The sequence below is a fragment of the Nocardioides zeicaulis genome, assembly GCF_042432345.1.
Lineage (GTDB): Bacteria > Actinomycetota > Actinomycetes > Propionibacteriales > Nocardioidaceae > Nocardioides > Nocardioides zeicaulis.
In genome coordinates, this window is sequence record NZ_JBHLXH010000002.1 from 584,418 (window position 1) to 608,094 (window position 23,677).

Here is a 23,677-nt window from a genome sequence, read left to right on the forward strand (position 1 = left end):
CGGGCGGGGGTCAGGGAGCGTCCGTCGCGCGGAGCGTCGGCGCCACGAAGGCCGAGCGCAGCTCGACCGCACCGCTCGCGCGCAGCGGCGTGCCCTCCTCGAGGTAGGCCTGGCGCGCCTCCTCGCCGTGCGAGGGCGGCAGCGAGCCGTCGGCGCGCACCACCCGCCACCACGCCACCGCCGCGCCGTGGGTGGCCATCACGTTGCCGACCAGCCGCGGTCCGCCCCGGCCGACCTGCCGGCCCACGACGTCGGCGATCGCACCGTAGGTGGTGACCCGCCCGCGCGGCACGGACTCCGCGCACTGCAGCACCAGCTCGACGTAGAGCTCGCGCTCCTCCTCGGTCGTCACGACACCTCCGCCTGGGTCAGCCGCGCGGCGGCGAGCAGCGCCACGACCGTCAGGCCGGCGGCCGTGAGCCACAGCCACCCGGGTGCCGCGGCGGCTGACAGGCCGCGCAGGGCGGCGTACGCCACCGGCACCGGCACGAGGGCGAGCAGCCCGCGCCCGGCCCACAGCCGCGCCAGGTGCGGGTCGACGGGCAGGGAGGCGGGGCCGTGGGCAAGCACGACCGCGCAGACGTGGGCCGCGAGCAGCAGCACCGCGACGACCGGCACCCGCCAGTCGAGCACGCCGTGCGCGCTCCACCAGCCGGCTACCAGCACCAGCGCCACCACGCCCGCGGGGTGGTCGGGGGCCCTCGTCCAGAGCACCCCGCAGACCGCCACGCCGAGCAGCACGAACCAGTGCGGCACCTCCGGCAGCGCCAGGGCCATCGCCGAGCACGGCAGCACCAGTAGCAGCGCGTGCAGGACGAGGGTGGTGCGAGGCGCGGTCACCGGGCCCGCACCTTCGGCACCCGCGCCCGGCGGGCCAGCTGCCTGAGCACCGTGTCGAGGGTGCCCGGGCCGTGCCACGGGACCACCGGGCACCCGAGGGCGGCCAGCATCCGCAGCCGGTCGTCGCGCTCGATCCTCTGCATCCGCGCGGCGAGACCGGGCAGCGAGAGCGGGTCGGCGTCGTCGGGCCGCTCCCCCAGGGTGTCGATGACGACGACCGAGGTGCCGCCGCGCAGCAGGCTCGCGGTCGCGGTCACCAGGGGCGTGAAGAGCATCGGCGAGAGCACGTGCACCACGCTCCCGGCGCCAGCGCCGAGGTCGAGCCGCTCCGGCGGGGTGCTGCGCACCTCGGCGCGCACCCGGGCGAGCGTGCCCTGCAGCCGCTGGAGGTGGCGCGGGCCTGCGCCGAGCGGCACCCGCACGGCGTCGGAGGCCAGCACCAGCAGCCCGACCCGGTCGCCGGTGCGGACGTGGTGGTCGGCCAGCGCGCTGGCGGCGCGGACGGTGAGGTCGAGCGAGCTGGCCGCGCCGTCGACGCCGCCGGAGACCCCGATGTCGCGCAGCGCGTCGACGACCAGCCACACGCCGGCGTCCTGCTCGGCGCGGGTGGTCACCACGTGCAGCGCGCCGGTGCGCAGCGACACCGGCCAGGTGATCCGCTTGAGACGGTCGCCGGTCGTGAAGGGGCGGATGCCCTCGAAGTCGGTGCCGCTGCCGATGCGCCGCGACCGGTGCCGGCCGACGAGGCCGTCGGGCTGGGGCACCTCGGCATGGCTGTCGTACGGCGCCGCCTGCGGGAGCACCACCATCCCCTGCTCGGGCAGGTCGACCGGGCCGAGGCGCCACCCGCCCCACGCGCCCGTGAGCGCGACCCGCTCGGCCCCCAGGGCACGGCGCCCCCACCGGCGCGGGCTGACCTCCAGCACGGGCAGGCCGTCGGCCACGAGCGACCCGACCGCGCCGTGCGCGGGGCGGGCCGCGACGTGCGGCGCCCGGCCGGCGACACGCACCACGTGCTCGACGCCGTCGGTGTCGTCGACCACGAGCCGTGAGGTGGTGCCCTGGCCCTCGTGGAGCCGCAGGTGGTCCAGGCGCGCCCGGACCTCAGGGACACGCCGCGGCCGGTGCAGCAGCCCCATCGCCGCCAGCAGCACGAACGGCGCGGCGAGCACGACCAGCACCTGCTGGCCCAGGAGCACCCCGCCCGCGGTGCCGCCGAGCCCGAGCAGGCAGGCCCGGACCAGCCCCGCGGTGGGCCGCCAGGTGGTCACGCGGGCGACCCCGCCCGGTGCTCCAGGGTGCGCGGAGCCTCCACGGAGGTGAGCACGGCGTCGACCACGCGCGCGCCCGACGCCTGCGTCATCCACAGGTCGGGCTTGACGGTGATGCGGTGGGCGAGCACCGCCCGGGCGACCACCTTGACGTCCTCCGGCACGACGTAGTCGCGACCCCGCAGCGCCGCCCACGCGCGAGCGGTCAGCACGAGGCCGAGGCTGCCCCGCGGCGAGGCGCCGGTGAGCACGTCGGGGTGGCGGCGCGTGGCCGCGACGAGCTCCACGCAGTAGCGCCCGACCGACTCGTCGACGCCCACCTGCTCCACCGCGGCCTGCATCGCGGCCAGCCCGGCCGAGTCGGTCACCTGCGCCACGTCGACCTCCTCGCGTCGGCGCTCGACGCGGCGCCGCACGACGTCGTACTCCTCGTCCGCCGTGGGGTAGCCGAAGCCGACCCGCATCAGGAAGCGGTCGAGCTGGGCCTCGGGCAGCGGGTAGGTGCCCTCGTACTCGACCGGGTTGGCGGTGGCGAGGACGTGGAAGGGGCTGGGCAGGCGGTGGGTCTGGCCCTCGACGGTGACCTGTCCCTCCTGCATCGCCTCCAGCAGCGCGGCCTGCGTCTTGGGGGGCGTGCGGTTGATCTCGTCGGCCAGCAGGAGCCCCGCGAACACCGGGCCCGGGCGGAAGTCGAACTCGGCGCGCCGCTGGTCGTAGACGTAGGAGCCGGTGAGGTCGGCCGGGAGCAGGTCGGGGGTGAACTGCGCGCGGGAGAACTCCAGGCCGAGGGCGGAGGCGAACGAGCGCGCGGCGAGGGTCTTGCCGAGCCCCGGGAAGTCCTCGAGCAGCACGTGCCCCTTGGCCAGCACCGCGGCCAGCACCAGGGCGAGCGACTCGCGCTTGCCCACCACGGCACGCCCGACCTCGTCGAGCACCTGCTCGGCGAAGGGCGCCACGTCGGTCGGGGTGGCGGCGGCTTCAGTCACGGGAGTCCTCGATTCGGGTCAGGATGCGGTCGATCTCCGCCGGCGAGAGCCGGCGGACGGGGTCGAGCTCGTCGCGCAGCGCGTCGGCGAGGTCGGGGTCGCGGGCGCGGGCCAGCGCGACGAGACGCTCGCGCAGCGCCTCGCTGGGCTGGCGTGCCTGCTGGTGGCCAGTGAGGACGCGCAGGTCGCTGCTCGCCTCGTCGGAGCGGTCGGCGCGCGGGCCGAGGCTGCTGCGCCAGGCGGTCACCGGCACGTCGATGGTGTCGACGAGGAGCCAGGCCGAGGCCAGCGCGATCAGCGACCACAGGGCGTACGGCACCGGCTGCGGCTCGAAGTCGAGCAGCACCGCCGCGCCGAACCCGAGGAGCGACAGCACCGCGCCACCGAGCAGCCGGTTGCGCCACCGCGCGGAGACCCGCACCCATCCCGCGAGCCGCCTCACGGGTCGACCTCGGAGCCGGCGCGCGCCCGTAGCGCCAGGCTCCGCCGGACGTCGGCGAGCGCGGCCAGCGCAGCGTCGCGGTGGTCCTCGGTGATCGGGTGCTCGGAGAAGCGGGCCTCGCGGTAGAGCGTCGCGAGCCGCTGGACGGCTCCCGCGTCGGCCTCGACGAGGTCGAGCACGCGCAGGGCGTACTCCGAGGACGTCTCCCAGTCGCGGCGAGGGGTGCCGGCGCGCCCTCCCTGCACCTCGAAGCGCGCCCACGCCGCCACGATCGCGTTGCGCGGCTCGCCGTCGTGCAGCACTGCGTCCTGCTCGGTCGCGTCGGCCACGATCGCCGCCGCCAGCCGGGCCGGCTCGTCGAGGACGTCGAAGTCGGGCTCGTCGGGCTCCGGCTCCCGGTCGAGGCGCCGGCGCACGACCTCGCGCAGCCGCAGCAGCGCCCAGGCCACGCCGGCCAGCAGCGCGAGCAGCAGGAGCGCCTCCATCGTCCACACCAGGACCTTGGCCCACAGCGGCACGTCGCTCTGCGTGACGATGTCCCGGGCGTCCTCCAGCGAGGTGTCCGGCGGGTCGCAGTAGTCCCGCTGGGCGGCGTCGTCGGGCACGACCGCGGCGACCGTGCCGTCGGCGGCGGTCCGCACCGGCAGCGGGATGCACGAGGTGACGGGCGTGGTCAGCGTCGCCGGCCGCGGCCCGGGGCCGGTGAAGGCCCGGTCGGGCCCGATGAGCGTCGCCCACGCGACGAGCACGACGAAGACGCTCGTGGCAGCCACCGCCAGCGCGGCGCGCACGCCCGCCGTGGGCTCCCCGAACGCACGCATGGCGCGAACCCTAGGCGAAGGGTCCGCGCCGTGCGAGGGGCGATCGGGGTCGGTCGGTGGTCAGTAGGCCGGCTGGCTCGGGTCGATCTGGCTGACCCAGGCCACCACGCCGCCGCCCACGTGGACGGCGTCGTTGAAGCCGGCGCCCTTGAGCACCGCGAGCACCTCGGCCGAGCGCACGCCCGACTTGCAGTGCAGGACGATCGGCTTGTCGGAGGGCAGGTCGCCCAGCGCGTTGCCGTTGAGGAACTCGCCCTTCGGGATCAGCACCGAGCCCGGGATCCGGTTGATCTCGTACTCGTTGGGCTCGCGGACGTCGATCAGCGTGAAGTCGCGCTCGCCGTTGTCGCGCTCCTTGAGCATGTGCTCGAGCTGGGTGACCGAGATCGTCGAGCCGGCGGCGGCCTCGGCCGCCTCGTCGGAGACCGCTCCGCAGAAGGCGTCGTAGTCGATCAGGCCGGTGACGGTGGCGTTCTCGCCGCACAGCGCGCAGCTCGGGTCCTTGCGCACCTTGAGCTTGCGCCACTCCAGCTCGAGGGCGTCGTAGATGACGAGCTTGCCGATGGCCGGGTCGCCGATGCCGGTGAGCAGCTTGATCGCCTCGTTGACCTGGATCGAGCCGATGCTGGCGCACAGGACGCCGAGCACGCCGCCCTCGGCGCAGCTGGGGACCATGCCCGGCGGCGGGGGCTCGGGGTAGAGGCAGCGGTAGCACGGCGCCTCGTCGGACAGCGACGGCGCGAAGACCGACGCCTGGCCGTCGAAGCGGTAGATCGAGCCCCAGACGTAGGGGATCCCGAGGAAGTACGCGGCGTCGTTGACCATGTAGCGCGTCGCGAAGTTGTCGGTGCCGTCGACGATCAGGTCGTAGCCCTCGAACACGCCCATGACGTTGTCGTTGTCGAGCCGCTCGCCGTGCACGACGACCTCGACATAGGGGTTGACCTCGGCGATGGACTCCTTCGCCGAGAGCGCCTTGGGCCGGCCGATGTCGGACATGCCGTGGATGATCTGGCGCTGGAGGTTCGACTCGTCGACCTCGTCGAACTCGGCGATGCCGATCGTGCCCACGCCGGCGGCGGCGAGGTAGAGCAGCGCGGGCGAGCCGAGGCCACCGGCGCCGATGACGAGCACCTTGGCGTTCTTCAGCCGCTTCTGCCCCGTCATGCCCACGTCGGGGATGATGAGGTGGCGGCTGTAGCGACGGACCTCGTCGGTGGTCAGCTCGGCGGCCGGCTCGACGAGTGCGGGGAACTGCACGGACATCTCCTTGGGCTCGGGTGTGGGTGCAACAGCGCTGCCCCCACTCCTGTTCCCTGCCATGGTCCCCGCGCGGTGGTGACACGCCGGACGGCGTCCCGCGATGCGGACTCAGGCGCGGAGGCCGCGACGGTTAGGCTCGGCCCGACCGCACTACCCAGGAGTACGACGTGACTGCAGGCCCGCTCGACACAGGCTCCCCGCGACCCCGCGGCGGCCGCATGCCGCGACGCGAGCGCCGCGCCCAGCTGCTCGAGTCGGCCCTGGAGGTCTTCGTCGCGCAGGGCTACCACGCCGCCGCGATGGACGACATCGCCGACCGCGCCGGGGTCTCCAAGCCCGTGCTCTACCAGCACTTCCCCGGCAAGCTCGACCTCTACGTCGCGCTGCTCGACGCCTCGTGCGACACGATCATCGACAACTGCCGCGCCGCCCTGGCCTCGACCACCGACAACCGCGACCGCGTCGCGGCGACGATGAAGGTCTTCTACAGCTACGTCGCCTCCGAGGAGGGCGCCTTCCGCCTGGTCTTCGAGTCCGACCTCACCAGCGAGCCCGAGGTCCGCGCCCGCGTCGACCGCGTCACCGTCGAGTGCGCCTCGATGATCGCCGACGTCATCCGCACCGACACCGGCCTGCCCGACGAGCCGTCGGAGCTGCTCGCGGTCTCGCTGGTGGGAATGGCGCAGGTGTCCGCGCGGTTCTGGCTCGCGGGCGGTGGCGAGATCACCCAGGACGACGCCGCCTCGCTCGTGGCGGGCCTGGCGTGGCGCGGCATCCGGGGGTACCCGATGACCGACGACCACTGACCCGGCACGATCGGTACCAGCAGCACCCGCACCACCCCCGAGAACCACCCCAGCAGGACGACGAGCAAGGAGCATCACCGTGGAGGTCAAGATCGGCGTGCAGAACGCCCAGCGCGAGCTGGTGCTCGACACCGACATCACGCCCGAGGACGTCGAGGCCCGCCTCACCGAGGCCCTGGCCGGCAACGGCGTGCTGCGCCTGACCGACACCAAGGGTCGCTCCGTGGTCGTCCCGGCAGCCTCCGTGGCCTACCTCGAGATCGGCTCGCCCAACACCAGCACGGTCGGCTTCCGCTGACCACCACCTGCCTCCCGACCTCGACCGGGCACCTGCCGTGGGCCTGATCTGGACCGTCGTGGTGACGCTGCTGGTCGGCTTCGTCATCGGCTTCCTCGGCAAGGCGGTCGCGCCGGGCTCGCGCGACAACATCCCGCTGTGGCTGACCGTCGTGTGCGGCGTCCTCGGCGCGTTCGTCGGCAGCTGGCTGTACTACCTCGTCTTCGGTGTCGCACCCGACAACCCGGGTGGCGACATGAACGACACCAGCAGGGGTCCCGACTGGTGGCGTCACGCCTGGCAGGTCGGCGTCGCGGCGGTGCTGGTCGTCGTCGCGGCGACCGTCACCGGTCGCCGTGACCGCGCCGGTCGCGACGCCTGAGCCGGCGCCGGACCGGCCCGACCGAGCCGGCCGGGATCAGGGCTCGAGGCCGAGCTGCGCCATCCGGTCGGCGTGCAGCTCGGTGAGGCGGGTGAACATCCGCCCGAGGGCCGCGAGGTCGAGCCCGGGTCGGTCCACCCCTCCGGCGAGCAGCGCGGTCAGCGAGTCGCGGTCACCGGCGACGCGCTGGGCCTGGGTGAGCGCCTCGCCCATGAGGCGTCGACCCCACAGCGCGAGCCGGCCACCGAGGCGGTGGTCCTCCGCGATGCCCGCGCGGACCCGCTCGACGATGAAGGCGGTCTGCCCGGAGTCCTCCAGCGAGGCGATGATGACCTCGCGGGTGTCGGCGTCGAGGTAGGCCGCGATCTCGCGGTAGAAGTCGGCGGCGAGGCCGTCGCCGACGTAGGCCTTGATCAGGCCCTCGTAGTAGTCCGAGGGCGCGGTGTGGGCGTGGAAGCTGTCGAAGCTCTGCCGGAAGACCTGCATCGCCTCCGCGGGGTCGGCGCCGAGCTCCTCGAGGCGGTGCACCAGCTTCTGGAGGTGGCCGAACTCGGCGGTCGCCATCGCGCCGATCGCGATCTTGTCGTCGATGCCGGGCGCGAGCTTGGCGTCCTCGACGAGCCGCTCGAACGCCGAGAGCTCGCCGTAGGCGATCGCCCCCAGCAGGTCGACGGCGGCCAGGCGGTAGTCCTCGTCGGACGATGCGTCCTCGGCCGATGCGCTCATGCGCGCAGCCTAGCGATAGCATCGACGTGACCGAGCCGCCGACGCACCCGCCGGTGGCCGCCTGTATGTGCGCGGTCGACGTGCCTTTCCGGAGTGCCCGACCGCATGCGTGGGACAACCGACTCTTCCGAAAGCGACACCGTGACCACCACCTTCCGCGACCTGGGCGTGCTGCCCGAGATCTGCGACGCGCTGGAGCGCGCCGGCATCACCACCCCCTTCGCCATCCAGGAGATGACCCTCTCGGTCGCCCTGATGGGCACCGACCTGATCGGTCAGGCCCGCACGGGCACCGGCAAGACCCTGGCCTTCGGCATCCCGGTGCTGCAGCGCTCGGTCGCCCCGACCGACCCGGCCTACGCCGACATGCCGCAGGGCAAGCCGCAGGCCCTCATCGTCGCCCCGACCCGCGAGCTCGCGCTCCAGGTCTCCAGCGACCTGTCGCTGGCCAGCAAGGACATGGGCCTGCGCGTCCTCACCGTCTACGGCGGCGTCGGCTACGAGCCGCAGCTCGAGGCCCTCGAGTCGGGCGTCGACATCGTCGTCGGCACCCCCGGTCGCCTCATCGACCTGGCCAACCGCCGCTCGCTCGACCTGTCGCACGTGCACGCGCTCGTCCTCGACGAGGCCGACGAGATGCTCGACCTCGGCTTCCTGCCCGACGTCATCACCCTCATCTCCAAGACGCCCGAGACCCGCCAGACGATGCTGTTCTCGGCCACGATGCCCGCCGCGATCGTCTCGCTGGCCCGCGTCCACATGCGCCACCCGATGAACATCCGCGCCGAGTCGTCCTACGAGAACGCGACCGTCCCGGCCACCGCGCAGTTCATCTACCAGGCCCACGACCTCGACAAGACCGAGATCATCGGCAAGGTCCTCCAGGCCGAGGACGCCGACAAGATGATCGTCTTCACCCGCACCAAGCGGCAGGCCCAGCGCGTCGCCGAGGACCTCGAGGAGCGCGGCTTCAAGGCCTCGCCCCTCCACGGCGACATGGCCCAGGTCGCGCGTGAGAAGGCGCTCGCGAAGTTCCGCGAGGACAAGATCCAGGTCCTCGTCTGCACCGACGTCGCCGCCCGCGGCATCGACGTGCGCGGGGTGTCCCACGTGGTCAACTACACCTGCCCCGAGGACGACAAGACCTACGTGCACCGCATCGGCCGCACCGGCCGCGCCGGCGCCTCGGGCACCGCGATCACCTTCGTGGACTGGGCCGACCTGCACCGCTGGAAGATGATCAACAAGGCGCTCGACCTGCCGTTCGACTCGCCCCAGGAGACCTACTCCACCTCCCCGCACCTCTTCCACGACCAGGGGATCCCCGAGGGCACCAAGGGTCGCGTCGTCGACCCCGCCCCGGTGGAGAAGAAGGAGCGCGCACCGCGCGAGGGCTCGCGGGACGGCTCGCGCGACCGCCGCCGCTCCGGCGGTCAGGGCGGCCAGGGCGGCCAGGGCGGTCAGGGCGGCGGCCAGGCTGCCTCCTCCGGCGAGACGTCGGGCGACGCCCCGCGCCGCCGCAACCGCAGCCGTCGCCGCACCCGCGGCGGACAGCCGGCCGGCGGCGCCCTCGCCGCCGGCAGCACCGACTGACCCGCACCGACTGACCCGCACCCGCGCGGCTCACCACGCAGCACGAGGCCCCCACGCTCCGGCGTGGGGGCCTCGCTGCGTCCGTGGTTACTTCTTGGCCGTTTTCTTCGGGGTGCGGGCCTTGGGGCGTGCGGCGCGCTCGACGAGGTTGGCCGCCACCTCCCGGTAGGCCTGGGCGCCCTTGTTGCTGCGGCTGGTGGCCAGGATCGAGCGGCCCGCGGCGGGCGCCTCGGCGAACTTGATCGTCTTCGGGATCGGCGGCTCGACGACCTCGAGCCCGTAGGTCTCGCTGATCGTCTCGAGCACCGTGCGGGCGTGGTTGGTGCGGCCGTCGTAGAGCGTCGGGAGCACGCCCCACACCTCCAGGCCGCGGTTGGTGAAGCGGCGTACGTCGTGGACGGTGTCGAGCAGCTGGCCCACGCCGCGGTGTGACAGCGTCTCGCACTGCAGCGGCACCAGCACGCCGTCGGCGGCGGTGAGCGCGGCGACGGTCAGCACCCCCAGCGACGGCGGGCAGTCGAGCAGGACCCAGTCGTGGGGACCCTCCTCGGAGTCGGCGAGGTCCTCGGCGAGCTGCTCGATCGCGCCCTTGACGACGTGCTCGCGCCCGGTGCGGGTGAGCAGGTCGGCCTCGGCGCGGGCGAGCTCGATCGTGGCGGGCAGCAGGTCCACGCCGTCCTCGGTCTCGATGACGACCTCGAGGGGGTCCACGCCCTGGGTGAGGACGTGGTGCACCGAGACCTCGACGTCCTCGGGGTCGATGCCCAGCGAGAAGGTCAGGCACGCCTGCGGGTCGAGGTCGACCAGCAGCACCCGGTGGCCGAGCTCGGCCAGCGCGGCGCCGATGGAGGCGACGGACGTCGTCTTGGCGACGCCGCCCTTCTGGTTGGCGACGGCCAGCGTCACGGGCTTCTTCGTGCTCATCGTCAGCCATTGTGCCGGACCGGGTCGCACCCGGCCCCGGTGTCCTGAAATGCTGGAGGCATGAGCACCTCCCTCGTCACCGGCGCGACCGCCGGCATCGGCCTCGAGTACGCCCACCAGCTCGCCGCCCGCGGCGACGACCTCGTCCTGGTCGCGCGCGACGCCGCGCGGCTCGAGACGGTCGCCGAGGACCTGCGCCGTGCCCACCAGGTCGACGTCGAGGTCCTGGTCGCCGACCTGACCGACCGCGACCAGCTCGCCACCGTCGAGGCCCGGCTCGCCGACCGCGTCCACCCCGTCGACCTGCTGGTCAACAACGCCGGCTTCGGGCTCAAGCAGCGCTTCCTCGACAACTCGGCCGACGACGAGACGCGGATGCTCGAGGTGCTGGTGACGGCCGTGCTGCGGCTGAGCCACGCCGCCCTCGGCGCGATGGCCGAGCGCGGCCACGGCGGCATCATCAACGTCTCCAGCGTGGCCGCCTTCCTCCCCCGCGGCTCCTACTCCGCGGCGAAGGCGTGGGTCAACAGCTTCAGCGAGTGGGCCCACCTGGAGTACGGCTCGCGAGGGGTGAAGGTGATGGCGCTGTGCCCCGGCTTCACCAAGACCGAGTTCCACGAGCGGATGCAGGTCAGGCGCGGCGACGGCTTCATGTGGCTCGAGCCGGAGTTCCTGGTCCGCCGGTCGCTGGAGGACTTCGAGAAGGGCCGGGCGTACTCGATCCCGGGCGCGCAGTACAAGACCATCATCGCGCTCACCCGCGCGATCCCGAACCGGGTGCTGCGGCTCACCCAGGGCATGGGCCGCCGGTGACGGTGCGCCTCGCCCCACCGCGGGTCGAGGACGCCGGGGCGCTCGCCGACCTCCACCTCGACGTCTGGGAGGAGGCCTACGCCGGCCTCGTGCCGGAGTCCGTCCTGGTCGAGCGCCGCGCCCGCCGCGACGAGCGCGAGGCGGGCTGGGCGGGCATCATCGCCCGCGGGTCGAGCGACACCCTGCTCGCCTGGTCCGCCGACGGCGCGCTGGTCGGCTTCTCCAGCACCGGTCCCGGGCGCGACGACCCGGCCGAGGGCCTGCCGCCGCTGGAGCTGATGGCGCTCTACGTCCGCGCGTCGGTCTACGGCACCGGTGTCGGGCACGCGCTCCTGACGGCTGCGATCGGCGACTCCGACGCCTACCTCTGGGTCCTCGACGGCAACGTGCGCGCCACCGGCTTCTACGAGCGCCACGGGTTCGTCCTCGATGGCGTGACCAAGCCCGAGGACGTCGGGCTCGAGCGCCGGATGGTGCGCCGCTCCTGACGGTCCCCGGCTCAGCGTGACGGTGCTCGCACCAGGCGCACGCCGGTCGCCAGCAGCCACACCAGCCAGACGGCGTAGCCGGGCATCCCGACGAGCAGGAGCGGTGAGCCGTCCGCGATCGCGAGGCTGGCCGTGCCGGCCAGCACGAGCAGCGCGGCGCCGGCCAGGGCGAGCGGGCGCAGCCACGACGGCGCGAGCCCGGCGGCGTGCGCGGCGACCGCGGCACCGGCCAGGGTGGCGCCGAGGGCCGGCATCGCCAGGGCGAAGGCCGCCGCGTGCAGCTGCCAGACCATCTCGAGCACCGGGCTCGGGGCGCGGAGCCCGTCGGCGGCGAGGACCACGCCGTCCCACAGCACGGCGTAGAGCACGAGGACGGCGGCCGTGACGGAGCCGGCGACCAGTGCGAGACGCGACCCCTCCACCCCCGCTCCTCCACGACGCAGGACGAGGCCGTGCAGGCCGACGACGAGCACGAGGAGCAGCGGCACGTTGAGTGCCTCCAGCCCGACCGCGACCGCGACCACGGCGCGGTGCTCGGTGTGGAAGGCGAGGACCTCCGACATCGGCGAGGCGTAGGAGGGCGAGCCCGTCACGATCACGACGACGTTCTGGACCGCCACCGACAGCCCCAGGGCGAGCGCCGTCGCGCCCACGACACGCTCGGGGCTCCGCGGACGGTGCGTGCTGGCGAGCACCTCGGGACTGGCGGCGGTCGGGCTCATGGGGTCTCCTGGTCAGGCGGCGTCGGACCCCCACGCTCCCCGAGCAGGGCCGTCAGGCGCCTCGTCCGGCAGGCCCGCTCTCCTCGGCCGTTCGGCCGAGTGCCGCATGTTCGGTACGCGCGCCGGCATCCGCGTGCGGGCGGCGTGAGACGCGCGAGGCTGACCTCGTGCGGATCCTGCGGATGACGGTCTCGCTCGGCGTGGCTGCTGCCCTGGTGGTCGCCGTCGTGGCGACCGCCGTCGTCGTCACGCACCGCCCGAGCGAGCGGGCGTACCTGCGCTACGTGCACACCTACGGCGACTTCGGAGGTCCGGACGACCCCGGCGTCACCTTCGCGACCCGCCGCGAGCTCCTCGCCGGCGGTGCCCGCGCGTGCTCCTGGGTCCGTGACCAGCCTCCCGCCCTGTGGCGCGACGAGCCGGGGCTGCGGGTCAACGATCTGTACTCCCGCTACCGGCGCGAGACGTTCGGCGGGGACCGAGCCCTGCCCGCGGCGGTGCTGCCCGGCGCGTTCGCCTACCTCTGCCCGCTCAGCACCTACCTCCGCAGGCCGCACCTGGCCTTCCTCAGGGACGACGAGGGCGACTGAAGGGGCCTGGCGGTCGAGTGACGGGTCCTCGCGTGGCGTGCCTCGCGCTGACCCCTCAGCCGAGCGACGCGATCCAGGCCTCGAGCTGGCGCGGGTGGCGGAAGAGCAGGACCTGTGGCCCGTCGGGCGAGGCGGCCCACGCGCGCATCCGGTCGCGCTTGCGGGCGAAGGACTGGAAGTGCCAGCGGATGATCGAGGAGCGGTCGACGACCTTGCGGAAGCTCTCGACGTTGCCGTTGCAGCGCGGCTCCTGGGTGATCGCACCCGAGACCGTCCGCCGGACCAGACGGCCCAGCGAGAGCCAGCGGGGGTAGTCGAGGCCGACGACCAGGTCCACCCGCGGGAGCACGAGGTCGAGCCACGCGCCGTACGCCGAGTCGAGGAGCCACCGCTCCCCCGCGACCACCTCGCCGATCAGCTCGCGCTGCACGGAGTCCTCGACCGGCACCCAGCCGGGCAGCCACGTGAGCTCGTCGACGAGGGTCACCGGGTGGCCGGTGCGCGCGCCGATCGCGAGGGCGGCCGTGCTCTTGCCGCTGCCGGTCACGCCGTAGAGGAGGACACGGTCCGGCAGGGTCTCCGGCAGCGTCATCGACCGGCGAGGGAGAGCAGGCGCTCGTACTGGTCGGGCGCGGTGGTGTTGACGCCGAGGTCGTGGTCGACCTTGCCGAGCCCGTGGTGGTCGCTGCTGCCGGTCACGACGAGGTCGAGGTCGGCGGCGATCGCGCGCAGCCTCCGACGCGTGTCGGGTCCGTGGTCCTGGTGGTCGACCTCGATGCCGGCGAGACCGAGCTCCTTCAGCGAGGCGAACACGTCCTCGTCCAGGACGCTCGCGCCGCCGCGGCCCCACGGGTGGGCGATGACCGGCACGCCGCCCGCCGCCACGACCAGCGGCACGACGTCCTCGAGCTCGGCGGCGTAGCGGTTGCGGTAGCCGGGACGGCCGGGGTTCAGCAGCTCCTCGAAGGCCTGCGTGCGGTCGGCGACGACGCCCATGCGCACCAGCGCGTCGGCGACGTGCGGACGGCCTGCGGCCACCGAGCCGCCGGACTCGCGGCGCACGTCGTCCTCGGTGATGTCGATCCCGTGCTCGCGCAGCGCGGCGACCATCGCGGGCGTGCGCTCGGTGCGGCCGGCGAGGATGCGGTCGAGGGCGGCGGCGAGCGGCGGGTACGTCGGGTCGGGCAGGTAGGCCAGCAGGTGCACGCCACGGTGCTCGAAGTGGGTGCTGATCTCCAGGCCGGGCACGAGGGTGATGCCGACCTCGTCGGCCGCTGCGCGCGCCTCGTCCCAGCCGGAGGTGGCGTCGTGGTCGGTCAGCGCGACGACGTCGAGACCGGCCCGCGCCGCCTCGCGCACCAGCTCGGCCGGCGGGTCGGTGCCGTCGCTGGCCGAGGAGTGGGTGTGGAGGTCGATGCGCACGTCAGCTGTTCCACCGCAGCAGGACCGGAGTCTCGCGCTCGAAGCCGAGCACCGACACGGTCGAGGTGTCGAGACGGAAGAACCGCCCCTCCATGGCCGTCTGCTCGAGCCATCGGGCGGTGAGCACGCGCAGCGAGTGGCCGTGCGCGAAGACGAGGGTGCGCTCGTGCTCGCGGGCGCGGGCGACCACCCGGTCGAGGCGGGCGGCGACCTGGTCGGCGGTCTCGCCGCCGGGCGTCGGGTGGGTGAAGACGGTCCAGTCGGGCACCGTGCGGCGGATCTCGTCGGTGGTCACGCCCTCGTAGTCGCCGTAGGCCCACTCGGCGAGGTCCTCGTCGAGCTCGGGCTCGGCGAAGCCGGCCAGCTCGGCGGTGCGCCGCGCGCGCTGGCGCGGGCTGCTCAGCACGAGGTCGAACGAGACCTCGGCCAGCCGCGGGGCGAGCGCGCGGGCGGCGGCCTCCCCCTCCTCGGTCAGCGGGAGGTCCGTCGTCGAGGTGTGCCGACCGTCGCGGCTCCACTCGGTCTCGCCGTGCCGGACCACCCAGAGCTCAGGACCCGACGCCGATGCCATGTCCGCGAGTCTGCCACGCGCCGGGCCCGGGCCTGCCACCATGCTCGGCATGGGCGCTGACCTCCGCCGTGCGCGGGCCGCGATCGCTGCGGCCTTCCTCACCCAGGGGCTGGTCTTCATCAGCCTCACCACCCGGCTCCCGCGGATCCAGGACCGGTGGGACCTCGGCGAACTCGCGCTGTCGGGCGTGCTGCTGATGATGGTCCTGCTCGCGGGCGCCGGCTCGCTGCTGGCCGAGCGTCTCGCGCCCCGGCTCGACAGCGCACGGGTCCTGCGGGCCGGACTGCTGACGGTCGCGGCGTCGGTGGCGGTGGCGGTCCTCGCCCCCACGACGGTCGTCTTCGTGCTGGGGCTGGCGGCCTACGGCGTCGGGCTCGGCCTCGTCGACGCCACCGGCAACATGCAGGCCGTCGCCCTCGAGCACCGGCTCGGGCGGGTCGTCCTGCCGTCGTGCCACGGTGCGTGGACGCTCGGGGGCGTCATCGGCGCGGTGCTCACGATCGCGACCGCCCACGTCGCCTGGTCGGCGGTGGCGCTGGTCGCGCTGCTCCCGCTCGCGGCGGCGTTCGCGCCGTACCTGCCCCGCGACCACGGCGAGGCGGCGACCACGACGCAGACCGACGTGCCGTGGCGGCCGATCGTGCTCATCGGGCTGGCGCTGGTGGCGTTCTACACCGTCGACACCGCCGCGGCGACGTGGGGACCGGTCTACCTCGACGACACGTTCTCGGCCCCCGAGGGGCTGGTCGCCCTGGCGACGCTGCCGTACCTCGTGGCCAGCGGACTGGTGCGGCTGGTGGGCGACCGGCTGACCGAGCGCGTCGGAGCCGTGCGGCTGCTGCGGGTGGGCGCCGCGATCGCGTTCGTGGCGCTCACGGTGGTCGTGGCGGCGCCGTCGTGGCCGGTGGCGGTCCTCGGCTTCACCGGCCTGGGCTGCGGCGTCGCGGTGGTCGCGCCGCTGAGCTTCTCCGCCGCCGCGGCCCTCGCCGGGCGCGACGCGGACCCGGCGACCCGCCAGGCGCGGGTCGACGCGGTGGTCGCCCGGTTCAACCAGTTCAACTACGCCGGCGCGCTGCTCGGCGCCGTGATGACCGGCGCCGTCGGCGCGGGCTCGCTGCGGGTGGGCTTCGCCGTGCCGCTCGTGCTGGTGGTGGCGCTGTTCTGGCTGGCCCGGGCGTTCGCGCCGGCGGACGCCGTGGCGGCGCCCGCCGACGCGTAGCCGGACGGGTCGGCGCTCAGACCCCGCCGCCGCCGGCCTTGCGGCGGTGCATCGGCTTGGCGACGTTCTTGTCGTTGACCTCCGAGCCGTGCGCCTTCTCGCGGGAGTCGGCGCTGTCGTCGGGGTGGTGGTGGCCCTTCTTGCGGTCCAGGGCCTCCCGCATCTTCGCCTTGAGGTCGGCGTTCGGGTCCTGGTCGGCCATGGGGTCCTCCTGTGATCGGGGCTGTGATCGGCTGGTGTTCCGGACTGCCACCATGCCAAAGCCGACCCAGCGGGTCGAGGGGTTAACCGCCCGCGCGGCGCAGCACGTCGACCCGTCCGGCGAGCTTGCCGGCCATCCGGTAGACGTGCCACCGGCAGTCGCCGACCATGACGTCGTAGGCCGCGTCGCCGAACTCCGCGCGGTAGCGCCCGGGCTCGCGCAGCAGCCGGGCGAGGTGGAGCAGCGCGCGACCGCCGGCGCCTTCCTGCTCCTGCGACCACTCCCCCCACTCGCCGGCCAGGTCGAGCGTGTCGACGACCAGGAGGCCCGAGCGCGCGATCGCTTCGTCGAGCACCGCGGGGTCGGCCGAGGACGGCACCACACCCATCACCTCGAACAGGTCGTCCCCCTCCTCGGGGCCGAGCAGGTCGGTCGCCACGACCTGGGAGGACACGACGTAGCCGCCGGGTCGCAGCACCCGCGTGAGCTCGGCGTACGCCGCTGCCGGGTCGTCGACGTGGACCATGACGTCGCGGCACCAGGCCAGGTCGAGGGTGCCGTCGTGCACCGGCACGGCCGTCGCGGTGCCGCGCTCGAAGGCGACGCGGGAGGCGATGTCGGGGGCGAGGTCGCGCCGGGCCTGCCGCGCGAGGTCGAGGTGGCGCTGCACCGGGTCGATGCCGAGCACCCGGAAGCCGAAGTGGGTGGCGAGCCGGAACGCGTGCTCGCCCTCCCCGCAGCCGACGTCGACCACCCGGCTGTCGGGCGGGAGGCCGAGCTCGCGCACCACCTGCAGCAGGACCGAGGGGTCGCGCGGCGCCAGGCTCTCGTCGAGCCGCGCCGCGAAGGCCTGCTCCAGGCGCGGGTAGGTGTCGTAGAAGAAGTCACGGTCCCAGGCCACGAGGGAGAGTCTGCCCGGTCCGGGCGCCCTCATAGGATCACCGCATGGCCCGGCGCGTGTTCCTCCACTGCGGCACCGCCAAGTCCGGCACCACCTACCTCCAGGACCTGTGGTGGCGGCACCGCGACGCGCTGCGCGAGCGCGGCCTGCTGCTCCCCGGCGAGGCGCTGCGCGACCACTTCCACGCCGCCGCGCTGGTCAAGGGCATGGACGTCATCGTCGACGACCTCGACGACGACGACCGCGAGGTGTGGCAGCGCCTGGTCGCCGAGGCGCGCGACTGGCCGGGCGACGTCCTCATCAGCCACGAGCACTTCTCCGACTCCTCGGCAGAGGCGGCCGCGGCCGCGCTCGCCGACCTCGCCTCGGCCGCCGAGGAGGTGCACCTCGTCCTGACCGTGCGTGACCTCGGGCGGGTGCTGCCCTCGGCCTGGCAGCAGCGGGTCAAGCAGGGGGCGCGCCAGTCCTACGGGAAGTTCCTCGCCACCGTCCGGCGCGGCGAGGACGAGCAGAAGTTCTGGCGCTACCAGGACGTCCCCGGCATCCTCGGTCGCTGGGCCGCCGGCCTGCCGCCGGAACGCGTCCACCTCGTCGTCGTGCCCCCGTCGGGCGCGCCGCGCGACGAGCTGTGGCAGCGCACCGCCCGGGTGCTGGGCGTCGACGTCGCCGGCCTCGACACCGACCCGCGCCTGCCCAACGACTCGCTCTCGGTCGTCGAGGCCGAGCTGCTGCGCCGGGTCAACCGGCGGATCCCCCGCGAGCGCCGCTCGGTGGCGCTGACCCGCCTCACCAAGGGCGCGTTCGCGCGCGACCTGCTCGCGGGCAGCGCGCCGCGCGAGTCGTTCGTCCTGCCCGCCAAGCACGCCGGATGGGTGCGCGAGCGCGCGGAGGAGATGGTGGCGCGGCTGCGCGAGGGGCGCTACGACGTCGTGGGCGACCTCGACGACCTGCTGCCGGCCGGTCCGCGGGCGGGCCGCACCCCCGACCAGGCCGGCGACGACGAGCTGCTCGCCGTCGCCGCGACCGTGGTCGCCCGGATGATCGAGCAGGAGCGCTGATGGCACGCCGCGCCTTCGTGCACATCGGCACCCCGAAGTCCGGCACGACCTACCTCCAGAGCCTGTGGTGGCACAACGCCGGCGCCCTGGAGCGGCAGGGGCTGCTGCTCCCGGGCGGCTCGGCGGACGTGCAGTTCCAGGCTGCGGCCGTCGTCCGCGACAACGCCGACGTGCTGGCCACGATGGGTCCGCACCAGCTCGCAGCGTGGGACCGGGTGGTCGACGAGGTCGCGGCGTGGGACGCCGACGCGCTGCTCAGCCAGGAGCAGCTCGTCGAGGCGTCCACCGCCGACGCCCGCGCCGCCCTCGACCGCCTGCGCGGGGCAGCCGCGGAGGTCCACGTCGTCCTCACCGCCCGCGACCTGGTGCGCCAGGTGCCGAGCGCGTGGCAGCAGCGGGTCAAGCACGGGTCGCCGACCACGCTGCGGAGGTTCTTCACGCGGGTGGCGAAGGACGACCCGTCGTTCAACTTCTGGCACCACCAGGACGTGCCGCGCATCCTCGAGCGCTGGACCGACGGCGTGCCGCCCGAGCACGTCCACGTCGTCGCGCTCCCCCGCCCGGGCGCCGACCGCGACCTGCTGTGGCGGCGCACGTGCGCGCTGCTCGGCGTCGACGACGCGGGCCTCGACCTCGACGCGCCCGTCGCCAACGAGACCCTCGCGCCGGCCGAGATCGCCTTCCACCGCGCGGTCAACGCGCACTTCCGCGACGCCCACCTCGACGTCGCCCTCTCGCGCCGGGTGAAGGGTTTCATGGAGCCGCGCTTGGGAGGGACGCCCGCAGCCCGGATCGCCCTCGCCCCCGACATGCACGGCTGGCTGGTCGAGCGCGGCCACCGGATGGTCGACGAGCTCGCGGCCGCGCCGTGGCACGTGGTCGGCGACCTCGACGACCTGCGTCCCGACGCCGAGCCGGGCGACGGCGTCGACCCCGACGCCGTACCGGTGGCCGACGTGCTCGCCGTGGCGGAGGACTTCCTCGCTGCCGAGCTGCTGGCCCGCGCCGAGCCGCCTGACCCGGAAGCGGTGCGTGAGGAGGGTTCCGGAACCCGGGAACCCCCCTCACGCACCGCCCTCGCGCGGGTCGTGCGCCGGCTCACCGGCCGGGGGTAGGTCAGCGGGGCACGAGCACCCAGTGGTCGAGGTCGAGCAGCACGCCGTCGGCGTACGCACCGTCCTTGCCGCGCAGCGTCATCGACTCGTCACGCCCGCGGGTGGCCACCAGACGCAGCCGCAGCGCACCCACGCCCGGGGCGTCGAGCTCGGCGGCGTCGAGGACCTCCGACCACGCGTGCACGGTGTCGCCGGCGAAGGCCGGGGCCACGTGGGCGCCGGCGTTGATCGCGGCGACCAGCTGGGCGTTGGCGAGGCCGTTGTAGGCCAGCGCGCGGGCCAGCGAGATGACGTGCCCGCCGTAGACGAGCCGGCGTCCGTCGGGCCGGGCGTCGGTGCTGAAGTGCACCTTGGCGGTGTTCTGCCACAGCCGCGTGGCCATCATGTGCTCGGCGTCGGTGAGGGTGACCCCGTCGACGTGGTCGATGCGCTCACCCACCTCGTAGTCGCCGAGCAGGAACGGCGAGCCGGCCGCGACGGTGTCGTACGACGACAGGTCGAGGCCGGCGGGCACCACGAGGTCGGCGGCCGCGACGGCCGGCGCCAGGTCGGGCACGACGGTCTCCGGCGCGGGCGCGTCGGCCGAGCGCTTGTGCACCATGACCCAGCGTGCCCAGTCGACGACGACCTCGCCCCGCTGGTCGGTCGCCGTCGAGCGGACCCACACCACGCCGGTGCGGCCGTTGGAGTTCTGCTTGAGGCCGATCACCTCCGAGCGCGTGCGGAGCGTGTCGCCGGGCACGACGGGGCGGTGGAAGCGGCACTCGGCGTAGCCGAGGTTGGCCACGGCGTTGAGCGAGACGTCGGGGACGGTCTTGCCGAAGGCGACGTGGAAGCCGATGAGCTCCTCCACGGGGTGCGGGGACAATCCCACCGACGCGGCGAACTCCGCCGACGACGGGATCGCGTAGCGCGTGGGGTAGATCGCGCCGTAGAGCGCCCGGTCCCCCTCGGTGATCGTGCGCGGCGTGGCGTGCTCGATCACCTGGCCGAGGGTGAAGTCCTCGAAGAAGTTGCCGGCGTTGGTCTTCATGCCCGACATCGTGCCGCAGGCGCACCGCGTGCAGGGGGCCCGTCGGCGTGGAGTGGGTCACAGGCCGAGGGCAGGCCCGTCAGGAGCGGGTGGGGCCGTCGAGCACGTCGCCGCCCAAGGTCGTGACCAGCCGCACCGTCGCACCGCGGCGCGAGCGCACCTGGATCGTGACCCGCCCCCCGTCGCCCGGGTTCGCCAGGGAGACCTCGCCGCCCTGGACCCGGCGTCCGAGCACGTCCGCGGCGGCGGCCGTGTTGACGACGAGTGCGTCGGCGTCGAGGTCGGCGAGGTCGAGCACCCGTGCGTCGTCGCCCTCCACGGCCCTCACGAGCTCCCACCCGCCGGCGTCGGAGTACGACCACTCCTCCGTCCGCGATGGCTCGTCGGGTGACGGCACGTGGGCGACCACTCCCCCGGGCCTGATGACGAGGGTGCGGGCGACGGTGGTCCCGAACCGCGCGTCGTAGCCCGCGACGACGTCCTCGACCTCGTCGAGGACCAGCTGGGCCCGGCCGAGGTCGACCTCGACGGGCACCGCCCGAGCGGAGTCCGACGAGGTCTCGCTCGGGCCGACCGCCATGGCGAGCAGCGCGACGACGCCGGCGACACCGACGACGACCACGAGCAGGAACACCCCGAGGCCGACCAGCACGCCGCCCGGGTGGCGGGTGCGTCGCACCGCCGCGGTGGGCCGCCGCACCACCACCGACCCGGGCGCGACCGGACGGAGGTCGCGGGTCAGGGTCTGGAGCTCGTCGCTCGTCTCCGCCCCGCGCGCCCGCGACACGCGCAGGTCGCGGTCGGCCTCGCCGATCTGGCCGTCGGCGTGCGCCGCCTCGATCCACGCCACGAAGGCGTCACGCTCCCCGTCCTTGACCCCGAATCCCCGCATGGCAGCGGAGTCTAGGGCTCGCCCGGCCTACGACTGCGTGCTGAAGGCCGCGTCGAAGGCCGCGCTCGGCGCGTCGAAGGCCAGGCGCCGGACGAACTCCAGCGCCTCGGGGGCCCCGACCAGCCGGTCCATCCCCGCGTCCTCCCACTCGACCGAGATCGGGCCGTCGTAGCCGATCGTGTTGAGCATCCGGAAGCACTGCTCCCACGGCACGTCGCCGTGGCCGGTCGAGACGAAGTCCCAGCCGCGGCGGGGGTCGGCCCACGCCAGGTGGGAGCCCATCCGCCCGTTGCGCCCGTTGCCGACCTGCTTCTTCGCGTCCTTGCAGTCGACGTGGTAGATCCGGTCCTTGAAGTCCCACAGGAAGCCGACCGGGTCGAGGTCCTGCCACACGAAGTGGCTCGGGTCCCAGTTGAGGCCGAACGCCTCGCGGTGCCCGATGGCCTCCAGCGCCGCGACGGTCGTCCAGTAGTCGTAGGCGATCTCGGAGGGGTGCACCTCGTGGGCGAACCGCACGCCCTCGCTGTCGAAGACGTCGAGGATCGGGTTCCACCGGTCCGCGAAGTCCTGGTAGCCCGCGTCGACCAGCGCCTGCGACGCCGGCGGGAACATCGCGACGTACTTCCAGATCGACGACCCGGTGAAGCCGATGACGGTGTCCACGCCGAGCCTGCGCGCGGCCCTCGCGGTCATCTTCATCTCCTCGGCCGCGCGCTGCCGCACGCCCTCGGCGTCGCCGTCGCCCCAGATCCGGTCCGGGAGGATGTCGCGGTGGCGCGCGTCGATCGGGTCGTCGCAGACCGCCTGGCCCTTGAGGTGGTTGCTGATCGCGAACACCTGGAGGCCGTGCTTCTCGAGCACCTCGAGCTTGGCCGGGACGTACGCGTCGTCCTCCACGGCGGCCCACGGGTCGAAGTGGTCGCCCCAGCAGGCGATCTCGAGGCCGTCGTATCCCCAGCCGGACGCGAGCCGGCAGACCTCCTCGAAGGGCAGGTCGGCCCACTGGCCGGTGAAGAGGGTGACGGGGCGGGTCATCGCGGGCTCCTTCGGTGGGCGGGGTGCTGGGCGGGGTGCGGGGTGGGGGTGCTCATGCCGGTACGTCCTGCCAGGCGTTGCGCTGCGAGCTGGCCTCGACCGCGGCCAGGACGCGCTGGACCTGGAGGCCGTCGGCGAACGACGGTGCCGGGTCGTTGCCGGCGGCGATGTCGGTGACGAGGTCGACGACCTGGTGGGTGAAGCCGTGCTCGTAGCCGAGCAGGTGCCCCGGCGGCCACCAGGCGGCGACGTAGGGGTGCTCGGGCTCGGTGGCCAGGATGCGCCGGAAGCCGGCGGTCGCGCTGTCGTCGTCGCCGTCGAAGAAGTGCAGGACGTTCATGTCCTCGAAGTCGAAGGCCAGGCTGCCGCGCGAGCCGTTGACCTCGATGCGGATGGCGTTCTTGCGCCCGTTGGCGAACCGGGTCGCCTCGAAGACGCCGAGCGCGCCGCCGCGGAAGTGGGCCAGGAACGCCGCGGCGTCGTCGACGGTGACGAGCCCACGCTCCCCCGAGCCGCCGGCGGCCGACCCGGCCAGGCCGTGGTGGACCTCGGCCGGGAGCGGGCGCTCCTTGACGAAGGTCTCGAGGCGCCCCGAGACCGTGGCGATGGTGTCGCCGGTGATGAACTGGGTGAGGTCGACGATGTGGGCACCGATGTCGCCCAGCGCCCCCGACCCGGCCTTCGACCGGTCGAGGCGCCACGACATCGGCGCCTCGGGGTCGACGATCCAGTCCTGGAGGTACTGCGCGCGGACGTGGTGGACCTGCCCGATCCGGCCGTCGGCGACCAGCTGCCGCGCGAGCCCGATCGCGGGCACGCGCCGGTAGGTGAACCCGACCATCGACCGCACACCCGCGGCGCGGGCCCGCTCGGCGGCCTCCACCATGGCCTCGGCCTCCTCGACCGTGTTGGCCAGGGGCTTCTCGCACAGCACGTGCTTGCCCGCCTCGAGCGCCGCGATGGCGATCTCGGCGTGGGTGTCACCGGGCGTGCACACGTCGACGAGGTCGATGTCCTCGCGGGCGACGAGGGCCTGCCACGACGTCTCGGTGGTGTCCCACCCCAGGCGGGTGGCGGCCTCGTGGACCCGTGCCTCGTCGCGGCCCGCCACGGCCGCCATCCGCAGGTGGAGCGGGAGGTCGAAGAAGCGCGGCGCGTTGCGCCAGGCCTGGGAGTGGGCGGCGCCCATGAAGGCGTGGCCCACCATCCCCACGGAGAGGGTGTCGTGCTGGTGCGTCATCGGTGGTCCTCGGGTCTCGTCGGTGTGTCGGGTCGGGGCGTCCCG

29 protein-coding genes are annotated in these 23,677 nt (G+C 74.1%); 10 read left to right on the forward strand and 19 right to left on the reverse strand.

Annotated features, from left to right (window positions below):
- Positions 1–10: 10 nt before the first annotated feature.
- The 7 genes from ACFFJG_RS17410 to moeZ are packed head-to-tail and all read right to left on the reverse strand — an operon-like array spanning position 11 to position 5,626.
- Positions 11–352, reverse strand: coding sequence for an MGMT family protein (locus ACFFJG_RS17410; RefSeq protein WP_378520042.1), 342 nt, complete (start codon positions 350–352; stop codon positions 11–13).
- The gene (locus ACFFJG_RS17415; protein WP_378520043.1) at positions 349–840 is read right to left on the reverse strand and encodes a hypothetical protein; all 492 of its coding nucleotides are present in this window, start codon (positions 838–840) and stop codon (positions 349–351) included. Before ACFFJG_RS17415 ends, ACFFJG_RS17410 begins: the two co-directional genes overlap by 4 nt.
- Positions 837–2,111, reverse strand: coding sequence for a DUF58 domain-containing protein (locus ACFFJG_RS17420; RefSeq protein ID WP_378520044.1), 1,275 nt, complete (start codon positions 2,109–2,111; stop codon positions 837–839). Before ACFFJG_RS17420 ends, ACFFJG_RS17415 begins: the two co-directional genes overlap by 4 nt.
- Positions 2,108–3,097 carry an AAA family ATPase gene (locus ACFFJG_RS17425; protein ID WP_378520045.1) on the reverse strand — a complete coding sequence of 330 codons (990 nt, stop codon included), beginning with the start codon at positions 3,095–3,097 and terminating at the stop codon, positions 2,108–2,110. The genes ACFFJG_RS17420 and ACFFJG_RS17425 overlap by 4 nt, the downstream gene beginning before the upstream one ends.
- Positions 3,090–3,539: a GreA/GreB family elongation factor gene (locus ACFFJG_RS17430; protein ID WP_378520046.1), complete on the reverse strand. Its 450-nt coding sequence runs from the start codon at positions 3,537–3,539 to the stop codon at positions 3,090–3,092. The genes ACFFJG_RS17425 and ACFFJG_RS17430 overlap by 8 nt, the downstream gene beginning before the upstream one ends.
- The gene (locus ACFFJG_RS17435) at positions 3,536–4,360 is read right to left on the reverse strand and encodes a DUF4129 domain-containing protein (RefSeq protein ID WP_378520047.1); all 825 of its coding nucleotides are present in this window, start codon (positions 4,358–4,360) and stop codon (positions 3,536–3,538) included. Before ACFFJG_RS17435 ends, ACFFJG_RS17430 begins: the two co-directional genes overlap by 4 nt.
- Before the next feature lie 60 nt (positions 4,361–4,420).
- Positions 4,421–5,626: an adenylyltransferase/sulfurtransferase MoeZ gene (gene moeZ, locus ACFFJG_RS17440; RefSeq protein ID WP_378520048.1), complete on the reverse strand. Its 1,206-nt coding sequence runs from the start codon at positions 5,624–5,626 to the stop codon at positions 4,421–4,423.
- A gap of 215 nt (positions 5,627–5,841) precedes the next feature.
- Here moeZ and ACFFJG_RS17445 point away from each other — a divergent pair, with 215 nt between their 5' ends.
- The 3 genes from ACFFJG_RS17445 to ACFFJG_RS17455 all read left to right on the forward strand — a co-directional run bounded on the left by ACFFJG_RS17445 (position 5,842) and on the right by ACFFJG_RS17455 (position 7,088).
- Positions 5,842–6,429, forward strand: coding sequence for a TetR/AcrR family transcriptional regulator (locus ACFFJG_RS17445; protein WP_378520354.1), 588 nt, complete (start codon positions 5,842–5,844; stop codon positions 6,427–6,429).
- A gap of 79 nt (positions 6,430–6,508) precedes the next feature.
- Complete coding sequence (locus ACFFJG_RS17450; protein WP_378520049.1) at positions 6,509–6,727, forward strand: DUF3107 domain-containing protein; 219 nt, start codon at positions 6,509–6,511, stop codon at positions 6,725–6,727.
- A 37-nt stretch (positions 6,728–6,764) separates the two neighbouring features.
- Positions 6,765–7,088: a GlsB/YeaQ/YmgE family stress response membrane protein gene (locus ACFFJG_RS17455; protein WP_378520050.1), complete on the forward strand. Its 324-nt coding sequence runs from the start codon at positions 6,765–6,767 to the stop codon at positions 7,086–7,088.
- Between the two features lie 36 nt (positions 7,089–7,124).
- Here ACFFJG_RS17455 and ACFFJG_RS17460 read toward each other — a convergent pair whose 3' ends face one another.
- On the reverse strand, positions 7,125–7,814 hold the full coding sequence (locus tag ACFFJG_RS17460) for a ferritin-like fold-containing protein (protein WP_378520051.1): 690 nt from the start codon (positions 7,812–7,814) through the stop codon (positions 7,125–7,127).
- A gap of 105 nt (positions 7,815–7,919) precedes the next feature.
- Here ACFFJG_RS17460 and ACFFJG_RS17465 point away from each other — a divergent pair, with 105 nt between their 5' ends.
- Complete coding sequence (locus ACFFJG_RS17465) at positions 7,920–9,407, forward strand: DEAD/DEAH box helicase (protein ID WP_378520052.1); 1,488 nt, start codon at positions 7,920–7,922, stop codon at positions 9,405–9,407.
- 87 nt (positions 9,408–9,494) lie between these two features.
- Here the strand turns inward: ACFFJG_RS17465 and ACFFJG_RS17470 are convergent, their stop codons facing one another.
- Positions 9,495–10,331 carry a ParA family protein gene (locus tag ACFFJG_RS17470; protein ID WP_378520053.1) on the reverse strand — a complete coding sequence of 279 codons (837 nt, stop codon included), beginning with the start codon at positions 10,329–10,331 and terminating at the stop codon, positions 9,495–9,497.
- A gap of 60 nt (positions 10,332–10,391) precedes the next feature.
- Between ACFFJG_RS17470 and ACFFJG_RS17475 the strand changes: the two genes are divergently transcribed.
- Positions 10,392–11,144 (forward strand): SDR family NAD(P)-dependent oxidoreductase, encoded by a 753-nt coding sequence (locus tag ACFFJG_RS17475; RefSeq protein ID WP_378520054.1) that lies wholly within the window; start codon positions 10,392–10,394, stop codon positions 11,142–11,144.
- Positions 11,141–11,632, forward strand: a complete 492-nt coding sequence (locus ACFFJG_RS17480) for a GNAT family N-acetyltransferase (RefSeq protein WP_378520055.1) — start codon at positions 11,141–11,143, stop codon at positions 11,630–11,632. Before ACFFJG_RS17475 ends, ACFFJG_RS17480 begins: the two co-directional genes overlap by 4 nt.
- An 11-nt stretch (positions 11,633–11,643) precedes the next feature.
- Here ACFFJG_RS17480 and ACFFJG_RS17485 read toward each other — a convergent pair whose 3' ends face one another.
- Positions 11,644–12,354 (reverse strand): hypothetical protein, encoded by a 711-nt coding sequence (locus ACFFJG_RS17485; RefSeq protein ID WP_378520056.1) that lies wholly within the window; start codon positions 12,352–12,354, stop codon positions 11,644–11,646.
- Positions 12,355–12,521: 167 nt separating this feature from the next.
- Between ACFFJG_RS17485 and ACFFJG_RS17490 the strand changes: the two genes are divergently transcribed.
- The gene (locus tag ACFFJG_RS17490; protein ID WP_378520057.1) at positions 12,522–12,944 is read left to right on the forward strand and encodes a hypothetical protein; all 423 of its coding nucleotides are present in this window, start codon (positions 12,522–12,524) and stop codon (positions 12,942–12,944) included.
- Between the two features lie 55 nt (positions 12,945–12,999).
- Here ACFFJG_RS17490 and ACFFJG_RS17495 read toward each other — a convergent pair whose 3' ends face one another.
- The 3 genes from ACFFJG_RS17495 to ACFFJG_RS17505 are packed head-to-tail and all read right to left on the reverse strand — an operon-like array spanning position 13,000 to position 14,937.
- On the reverse strand, positions 13,000–13,536 hold the full coding sequence (locus tag ACFFJG_RS17495; RefSeq protein ID WP_378520058.1) for a P-loop NTPase family protein: 537 nt from the start codon (positions 13,534–13,536) through the stop codon (positions 13,000–13,002).
- Positions 13,533–14,366 (reverse strand): PHP domain-containing protein, encoded by an 834-nt coding sequence (locus ACFFJG_RS17500; protein ID WP_378520059.1) that lies wholly within the window; start codon positions 14,364–14,366, stop codon positions 13,533–13,535. Before ACFFJG_RS17500 ends, ACFFJG_RS17495 begins: the two co-directional genes overlap by 4 nt.
- 1 nt (position 14,367) lies before the next feature.
- Complete coding sequence (locus tag ACFFJG_RS17505; protein ID WP_378520060.1) at positions 14,368–14,937, reverse strand: histidine phosphatase family protein; 570 nt, start codon at positions 14,935–14,937, stop codon at positions 14,368–14,370.
- Between the two features lie 49 nt (positions 14,938–14,986).
- Here ACFFJG_RS17505 and ACFFJG_RS17510 point away from each other — a divergent pair, with 49 nt between their 5' ends.
- On the forward strand, positions 14,987–16,156 hold the full coding sequence (locus ACFFJG_RS17510) for an MFS transporter (RefSeq protein WP_378520061.1): 1,170 nt from the start codon (positions 14,987–14,989) through the stop codon (positions 16,154–16,156).
- A gap of 16 nt (positions 16,157–16,172) precedes the next feature.
- Here the strand turns inward: ACFFJG_RS17510 and ACFFJG_RS17515 are convergent, their stop codons facing one another.
- Both ACFFJG_RS17515 and ACFFJG_RS17520 read right to left on the reverse strand, forming a co-directional pair.
- On the reverse strand, positions 16,173–16,358 hold the full coding sequence (locus ACFFJG_RS17515) for a DUF5302 domain-containing protein (protein ID WP_378520062.1): 186 nt from the start codon (positions 16,356–16,358) through the stop codon (positions 16,173–16,175).
- Between the two features lie 82 nt (positions 16,359–16,440).
- A complete protein-coding gene (locus tag ACFFJG_RS17520) occupies positions 16,441–17,259 on the reverse strand; it encodes a class I SAM-dependent methyltransferase (RefSeq protein WP_378520063.1) in 819 nt (272 codons plus the stop codon).
- Positions 17,260–17,303: 44 nt separating this feature from the next.
- Between ACFFJG_RS17520 and ACFFJG_RS17525 the strand changes: the two genes are divergently transcribed.
- Both ACFFJG_RS17525 and ACFFJG_RS17530 read left to right on the forward strand, forming a co-directional pair.
- Positions 17,304–18,317: a hypothetical protein gene (locus tag ACFFJG_RS17525; RefSeq protein WP_378520064.1), complete on the forward strand. Its 1,014-nt coding sequence runs from the start codon at positions 17,304–17,306 to the stop codon at positions 18,315–18,317.
- On the forward strand, positions 18,317–19,432 hold the full coding sequence (locus tag ACFFJG_RS17530; protein ID WP_378520065.1) for a hypothetical protein: 1,116 nt from the start codon (positions 18,317–18,319) through the stop codon (positions 19,430–19,432). Before ACFFJG_RS17525 ends, ACFFJG_RS17530 begins: the two co-directional genes overlap by 1 nt.
- A gap of 1 nt (position 19,433) precedes the next feature.
- Here ACFFJG_RS17530 and ACFFJG_RS17535 read toward each other — a convergent pair whose 3' ends face one another.
- The 4 genes from ACFFJG_RS17535 to ACFFJG_RS17550 all read right to left on the reverse strand — a co-directional run bounded on the left by ACFFJG_RS17535 (position 19,434) and on the right by ACFFJG_RS17550 (position 23,632).
- The gene (locus tag ACFFJG_RS17535) at positions 19,434–20,465 is read right to left on the reverse strand and encodes a MaoC family dehydratase (protein WP_378520066.1); all 1,032 of its coding nucleotides are present in this window, start codon (positions 20,463–20,465) and stop codon (positions 19,434–19,436) included.
- A 79-nt stretch (positions 20,466–20,544) separates the two neighbouring features.
- Positions 20,545–21,357, reverse strand: coding sequence for a DUF1707 domain-containing protein (locus ACFFJG_RS17540; RefSeq protein ID WP_378520067.1), 813 nt, complete (start codon positions 21,355–21,357; stop codon positions 20,545–20,547).
- Positions 21,358–21,384: 27 nt separating this feature from the next.
- Positions 21,385–22,392, reverse strand: a complete 1,008-nt coding sequence (locus tag ACFFJG_RS17545) for a sugar phosphate isomerase/epimerase family protein (RefSeq protein ID WP_378520068.1) — start codon at positions 22,390–22,392, stop codon at positions 21,385–21,387.
- A gap of 52 nt (positions 22,393–22,444) precedes the next feature.
- Complete coding sequence (locus ACFFJG_RS17550; RefSeq protein WP_378520069.1) at positions 22,445–23,632, reverse strand: Gfo/Idh/MocA family protein; 1,188 nt, start codon at positions 23,630–23,632, stop codon at positions 22,445–22,447.
- Positions 23,633–23,677: the final 45 nt, after the last annotated feature.

Coding starts and splice junctions, on each gene's coding strand:
- ACFFJG_RS17475 (WP_378520054.1), top strand. CDS start 10,392: ATGAGCACCTCCCTCGTCACCGGCGCGACCGCCGGCATCGGCCTCGAG.
- ACFFJG_RS17530 (WP_378520065.1), top strand. CDS start 18,317: ATGGCACGCCGCGCCTTCGTGCACATCGGCACCCCGAAGTCCGGCACG.
- ACFFJG_RS17510 (WP_378520061.1), top strand. CDS start 14,987: ATGGGCGCTGACCTCCGCCGTGCGCGGGCCGCGATCGCTGCGGCCTTC.
- ACFFJG_RS17550 (WP_378520069.1), bottom strand. CDS start 23,632: ATGACGCACCAGCACGACACCCTCTCCGTGGGGATGGTGGGCCACGCC.
- ACFFJG_RS17495 (WP_378520058.1), bottom strand. CDS start 13,536: ATGACGCTGCCGGAGACCCTGCCGGACCGTGTCCTCCTCTACGGCGTG.
- ACFFJG_RS17525 (WP_378520064.1), top strand. CDS start 17,304: ATGGCCCGGCGCGTGTTCCTCCACTGCGGCACCGCCAAGTCCGGCACC.
- ACFFJG_RS17485 (WP_378520056.1), bottom strand. CDS start 12,354: ATGAGCCCGACCGCCGCCAGTCCCGAGGTGCTCGCCAGCACGCACCGT.
- ACFFJG_RS17445 (WP_378520354.1), top strand. CDS start 5,842: ATGCCGCGACGCGAGCGCCGCGCCCAGCTGCTCGAGTCGGCCCTGGAG.
- ACFFJG_RS17515 (WP_378520062.1), bottom strand. CDS start 16,358: ATGGCCGACCAGGACCCGAACGCCGACCTCAAGGCGAAGATGCGGGAG.
- ACFFJG_RS17540 (WP_378520067.1), bottom strand. CDS start 21,357: ATGCGGGGATTCGGGGTCAAGGACGGGGAGCGTGACGCCTTCGTGGCG.
- ACFFJG_RS17535 (WP_378520066.1), bottom strand. CDS start 20,465: ATGAAGACCAACGCCGGCAACTTCTTCGAGGACTTCACCCTCGGCCAG.
- ACFFJG_RS17545 (WP_378520068.1), bottom strand. CDS start 22,392: ATGACCCGCCCCGTCACCCTCTTCACCGGCCAGTGGGCCGACCTGCCC.
- ACFFJG_RS17465 (WP_378520052.1), top strand. CDS start 7,920: ATGCGTGGGACAACCGACTCTTCCGAAAGCGACACCGTGACCACCACC.
- moeZ (WP_378520048.1), bottom strand. CDS start 5,626: ATGTCCGTGCAGTTCCCCGCACTCGTCGAGCCGGCCGCCGAGCTGACC.
- ACFFJG_RS17435 (WP_378520047.1), bottom strand. CDS start 4,360: ATGCGTGCGTTCGGGGAGCCCACGGCGGGCGTGCGCGCCGCGCTGGCG.
- ACFFJG_RS17470 (WP_378520053.1), bottom strand. CDS start 10,331: ATGAGCACGAAGAAGCCCGTGACGCTGGCCGTCGCCAACCAGAAGGGC.
- ACFFJG_RS17505 (WP_378520060.1), bottom strand. CDS start 14,937: ATGGCATCGGCGTCGGGTCCTGAGCTCTGGGTGGTCCGGCACGGCGAG.
- ACFFJG_RS17460 (WP_378520051.1), bottom strand. CDS start 7,814: ATGAGCGCATCGGCCGAGGACGCATCGTCCGACGAGGACTACCGCCTG.